Annotated in this window: 3 protein-coding genes and 1 tRNA gene; 3 read left to right on the forward strand and 1 reads right to left on the reverse strand. The window is 58.6% G+C overall.

Annotation, left to right across the window (positions count from 1 at the left end; translation table 11 throughout):
- The first annotated feature begins 152 nt into the window (after nt 1-152).
- Nucleotides 153-229: transfer RNA gene (locus tag ACIQ5B_RS10100), tRNA-Met, on the forward strand.
- A 170-nt stretch (nt 230-399) separates the two neighbouring features.
- Here the strand turns inward: ACIQ5B_RS10100 and ACIQ5B_RS10105 are convergent.
- The gene (locus ACIQ5B_RS10105; RefSeq protein WP_397598907.1) at nt 400-876 is read right to left on the reverse strand and encodes a YybH family protein; all 477 of its coding nucleotides are present in this window, start codon (nt 874-876) and stop codon (nt 400-402) included.
- A 451-nt stretch (nt 877-1,327) separates the two neighbouring features.
- Between ACIQ5B_RS10105 and ACIQ5B_RS10110 the strand changes: the two genes are divergently transcribed.
- Nucleotides 1,328-2,215 carry an OmpA family protein gene (locus ACIQ5B_RS10110; RefSeq protein WP_397598908.1) on the forward strand — a complete coding sequence of 296 codons (888 nt, stop codon included), beginning with the start codon at nt 1,328-1,330 and terminating at the stop codon, nt 2,213-2,215.
- Between the two features lie 156 nt (nt 2,216-2,371).
- Nucleotides 2,372-5,297: amidohydrolase (locus ACIQ5B_RS10115; RefSeq protein WP_397598909.1), on the forward strand; the 2,926-nt coding region annotated here is incomplete at its 3' end.

The raw sequence follows: 5,297 nt of genomic DNA on the forward strand, positions 1-5,297 counted from the left end.
GTAGGGCGTCGCCAGGCATTGCAGCCGGCGCTCATGATATAAGTGCATTGGAAGAACCCATTCATAATTCAAAAGGCGGACCGCTGTCGTTCATTCGACGGATGTCCGCCTTTTTTCGTTTTTGCCCGTTGAAATACAGGGCATTTTGGTGGCGCGGGATGGAGCAGCCCGGTAGCTCGTCAGGCTCATAACCTGAAGGTCGTAGGTTCAAATCCTACTCCCGCAACCAACAATTTTTCTTAGTAAGCGCAGCGCGCTTAGAAAAATGTTGCCCCGGACCCGATACGGGGCCCATGAAGCCCAAACACAAAGCTATAGTTCGAGGCCCCTTTACGGGGCCTTTTTTGTTGGGTTGCAACTCCGAACACGCCCGCCCGCCTTTTTCGCCCTACCGCATTATCATGATGCGGGTTTGTCAGAGCTCCATCCGTCAATGGCCACGCGCCATTTGCCGTCGGTACCGCGCCGGAAAACGTTGATCCCTTTGCCGATGTCGGTCGTGACCGCGCCGGTTTTCTTGTCGGTGTCGGTGGCTTTGTATGTGTAACGCTCAACGGCCAAATCGCCGGTGACGGTAAAGCCAAGCGACGTCTTTTCCCACTTCGTCTCATAAGCGCCGAAATATCTGCCGACCCATTCGCGCACCGCGGCCTTGCCGATGATTTCTGGCGCGCCGGGTGCCTGAAGAACGACATCGTCGGTCAGGCCCTCCATCAGCGTGTCGACATTGTTGCTGTTAATGGCCGCAACATAGCCATCATGCGCTGCCGCCTCGATGGCCTTGATATCTACCGGAGCAGCGGGCGTTTCACCGCCGGAACAGCCGGAAACGAGAAGCAACAGGGTCGGGATCGTGTACAAAGCTTTCATCTTCATTCTCCTCCTTTGGCCGTCGACAGCGCCATATTCCTGAAGGGGAAGAGGTCGCGGCGTACTCTCATATCCGCAATTTTACGGCACCTTGGCCGCTTAAGTGCGTCATAAAAACGATGTTTAACAGTCGCCTCAATCCCCCATTCGGTAAAGTGAACAATTGTAACGATGGCCCCTCGGCGGTCTCGGCGGCCTCTGCGCGCCCAACATTGCGAGGTTGGTCGCGTGCCTGTCTCGCCATATCCTCTTTGGGTGCCTTGTGCCGCTTCCCGTTCATCTGCTGGCAAGGTTGCCTTGCCCACGCAGGAATGACATAGCGTTTGGCGCGGCCTAGCGGCTGCGCGTCGAACAAACCGCGATGAAGTGCGCCGCCAACAGCCCGCACGCCATCAACAGGGGGCGATATGGATCTGCGCAGATGCAGGGCCGCCTATATTTATATTCGGAGACCAATATGCGTATCATGTCGAAAACATCCAAAACTGCCCTTGCCCTGGCGATGCTTGCCGCCCCTATGTCGGCGAGCCTGTATGCACAGGAGCAGCAAGAATTACCTGCCCAGCCCGAAGCGGGCACTGTGGTCACGGGCATGCCGCCTGCTGACCTGAGCGATCTTCCCGAAGGGCCAGAGATCAAGGGCTTTATTTCTGCGCGCAAGGATGACCGTATGCAGGTAACGGGCGCCGATGGCACCAAGACTGTGCTGTCGCTTAGCGAGTCTACGCAAGTGCGGTCCAGCTCCGGCCTATTCGGCCTTGGCCGGACAAAGCTTGCCACCGATCAGCTGCTGAACGGCCTGCCGGTGACGGCAAAGACCGTGCGATGGAGCGGCGGCCTTGTCGCCAGTTCTATCAAGCTGCAGAATAAGGATATGCGCATCGCCAATATGATCCGCAACGGCACCGAGCAGGGCTTTTCCGAGCAGACCGCCGCGACCGAAGCCTTGCGCAGCCGCGTGGCCGACATTGACCAATATAATGTGAAGGGCACGACCAACGTCTATTTCGACACGGGCAAATGGAACCTGACTCCTGCCGCGCAGGCCGATCTGTGTGCTGCTGCGTCGCAGGCGAATGCGACCGAAAACGCGCTGATGCTCGTTGTCGGCTATACGGATTCGGTGGGCGATTATGATTATAATCAGGCACTGAGCGAGAAGCGTGCGGCCAAGGTGGTGAACCATTTGCAGCAAGCCTGTGGCTGGAAACCCTATCGCATGTTGACGCCCACGGGCATGGCGGAGGCGGATCCGACTGCGGATAACAACACCGAAGCAGGCAAGGCGCAGAACCGCCGTGTTGCGATCAACATCCTCGTCAGCAAGAGCGTCGACGGATTTTAACACGCGCAAGGGGTGGGCGGGTGCTCACCCCCTTGCCGCCGCCGCCGCCCCGTCGTTTGTAGAAAATAACCCGTTCCCCATCGAAGCTGCGGCTTCCCACTTGCCCTTGCCCGCTAGGCATGACAGCAAGGACAAAATGGCAGGGGAGCCCCGAAAATGACACATTATCTGAAGACCATCTTGCTGCTGGGTGCAGCGACCATTCCCGCATCGGCATTTGCGCAAGCTGCTACTCCGGCTGCTGCTCCGGCCGCTGCGCCTGCTGCCGCGGAAGACAAGGCGCCGAAATGGGATGTCGCGGCGCCCCCTGGCTTGACCCTTCGCCAGATCGCGATCGATACCGACGAGGGTTCGTGGATGAACCTTGACGTCAGCCCCGATGGCCGGACCATCGCGTTCGATCTGCTGGGTGACATCTATACCATGCCCGTCACCGGCGGCACGCCGACCCGCATTGCCGAAGGCTTGCCCTTCGAAACCCAGCCGCGCTTTTCCCCCGATGGAACGCGCATTGCCTTTACCTCCGACCGGGGCGGCGGCGACAATATCTGGATCATGAACCGCGACGGTTCCGACAAACGGCAGATGAGCAAAGAGGATTTCCGCTTGCTCAATCAACCAAGCTGGAGCCCCGATGGCCGCTTCATCGCCGCCAAGAAGCATTTCACCACGGGCCGTTCGCTGGGTACGGGCGAAGTCTGGCTCTACCATGTGTCGGGCGGCGCAGGGGTTCAGCTGGTCAAGAAGCCCAATGAGCAACATCAGAAGGAATTGGGCGAGCCCATCTTCGCGCCCGATGGCAAGCATATTTATTACACGCGCAACATCACGCCCGGACCCATCTTCCAATATGCGCAGGATTCCAACGGCCAGATTTTCGACATTGAAAGCTATGAGATTGAAACCGGCAAAACCGAAACCGCCGTGTCCGGTGTCGGCGGTTCGGTGCGTCCAACGCCTTCACCCGATGGCACAAAAATCGCCTTCGTCCGCCGCGAACGGACCCAGTCCAAACTCTATGTGAAAGATCTGGACACCGGCGAAGAGCGCAAGATTTACGATGCGCTCGACCAAGATGTGCAGGAAACATGGGCCGTGACCGGCGTCTATCCGAACATGGATTGGTCACCCGACAGCAAGACCATTTATTTCTGGGCAGGCGGCAAGATGCGCAAGGTCGATTGGCCGAGCGGTGCATCGAGCGAAATCCCGTTCCGCATTTCCGACACACGCGATGTCATCGACCCGCCACGTCCGCCGATTGAAGTCGCGCCTGCCGAGTTCCAGACGCACATGCCGCGCGGCGTGGTTACCTCGCCCGATGGCCGGACCGTTTTGTTTGAAACCATGGGTAAGTTGTGGGTCAAGCCTGCGGCAGGCGGGGCAGCAAAGCGCTTGACCGCATCCGACACCGCGATGGAAGCATATCCCACATGGTCGCGCGACGGGAAGACCATCGCCTTTGTGAACTGGACGGATAAGGGCCTTGGCCACATTCAGGTCGTGGGCGCAACGGGTGGCAGGGCGAAAAATGTGACGGCGCAATCGGGCCATTATGCGCGTCCGCGTTTCTCACCCGACGGCAAGACAATCGTGTTTGAAAAGCAAGAAGGCGGCGGCCTCACCTCGCCCTTGCGTTCGGATCAACCGGGCATTTACCGCATAGCCACGACAGGCGGCAATGCTGTCCGCGTTACCGAAAGTGGCACCACGCCGCATTTCGCCGCCAGCAATGACCGGATTTTCTATACCGAATCCGGTGCCAATAAACGCTTGCTCGTCAGTGTCGACCTGAATGGTGAAGCCAAGCGCAGCCATGCCAGCGGCGAGCTGACGACCATTTATGAAGTGTCGCCAGACGGGAACAATTTTGCCTTCCGTCAAAACTACGAAGCATTTGTGATGCCGCTGATGCCCGGCACGCAGGAAGTCACTGCGTCGTCGTCGGGCAGCGCGCTTCCGGTGGTGAAGGTCAGCAAGGGCGGCGCCGATTATATGCATTGGAGCCGCAATGGCGATGCATTGCATTGGGCACTTGGGCCTACGCTCTACACCGCTCAAACCAGCGCATTCTACCCCAATGGCCCGCTTGCGAAAGACGCCAAGCCCGTAAAGTTTGTGTCACCAAAAGACGGCATTTCGCTTTCAATGACGGTGAAGTCGGATCGTCCCACTGGCCTCGTCGCCTTCACTGGCGCGCGGGTCGTGACCATGGCGGATAAGGATGGCGGGATCATCGACAATGCCGTCATCTTGGTGGAAAATGACCGGATCAAAGCCGTGGGCAAGGCAGGAGACTTCCCCATCCCTGCGGGCGCAAAGACCGTGGATGTTACCGGCAAGACCATCATTCCGGGCCTTGTTGATGCCCACGCCCATGGTCCGCATGGTGTCGATGAAATGACGCCGCAGCAAAACTGGGTGAATATGCTCAACCTCGCCATGGGTATCACCACGCGGCATGATCCATCCAGCAGCGCCGCGACGGTTTTCCCGGCGGTGGAAATGCAGCGCGCGGGCCTTATTGTCGGGCCGCGTTCCTTCTCCACGGGCGAGATTGTGTACGGCGCAAAGGCCGCCGATGTGTATGCCGAAATCAATGGCCTTGATGATGCCCTCGCGCATGTCCGGCGGTTGAAGGCGCAGGGTGCGCACAGCGTCAAAAACTACAACCAGCCGCGCCGTGAACAGCGTCAGCAAGTTGTTGCCGCTGCGCTTCAGGAAAATATGCGTTCGGTGGCGGAAGGCGGTTCGCTGTTCGGCATGGACATGAACCTGATTGCCGATGGCAACACCACCGTTGAGCACAATGTCCCGCTCGACATTTTCTACGGCGACGTACTTCAGTTCTTTTCGAAATCGAAGGTGGGGTACACCCCGACCCTTGTCGTGACTTATGGCGGCCCAGCGGGTGATCCTTATTGGCGCGCACATACCGATGTGTTCCGCCATCCGTTGATGGCCAAGCATTATCCGCCGACCGAGCTTGCGGCGAACAATGCACGCCGCGAAATCGCGCCTGAGGAAGACTATGTCGACGACAACAGCGCGCGTGAGGCACATAAGCTTGCCAAGCTTGGCG

The organism is Sphingorhabdus sp. (assembly GCF_044374345.1).
In the GTDB taxonomy this organism is placed as follows: domain Bacteria; phylum Pseudomonadota; class Alphaproteobacteria; order Sphingomonadales; family Sphingomonadaceae; genus Sphingorhabdus_B.

Excerpts from the sequence above, each read along its gene's own strand:
- ACIQ5B_RS10110 (WP_397598908.1), top strand. The coding sequence starts at position 1,328 with ATGCGTATCATGTCGAAAACATCCAAAACTGCCCTTGCCCTGGCGATG.
- ACIQ5B_RS10105 (WP_397598907.1), bottom strand. The coding sequence starts at position 876 with ATGAAGATGAAAGCTTTGTACACGATCCCGACCCTGTTGCTTCTCGTT.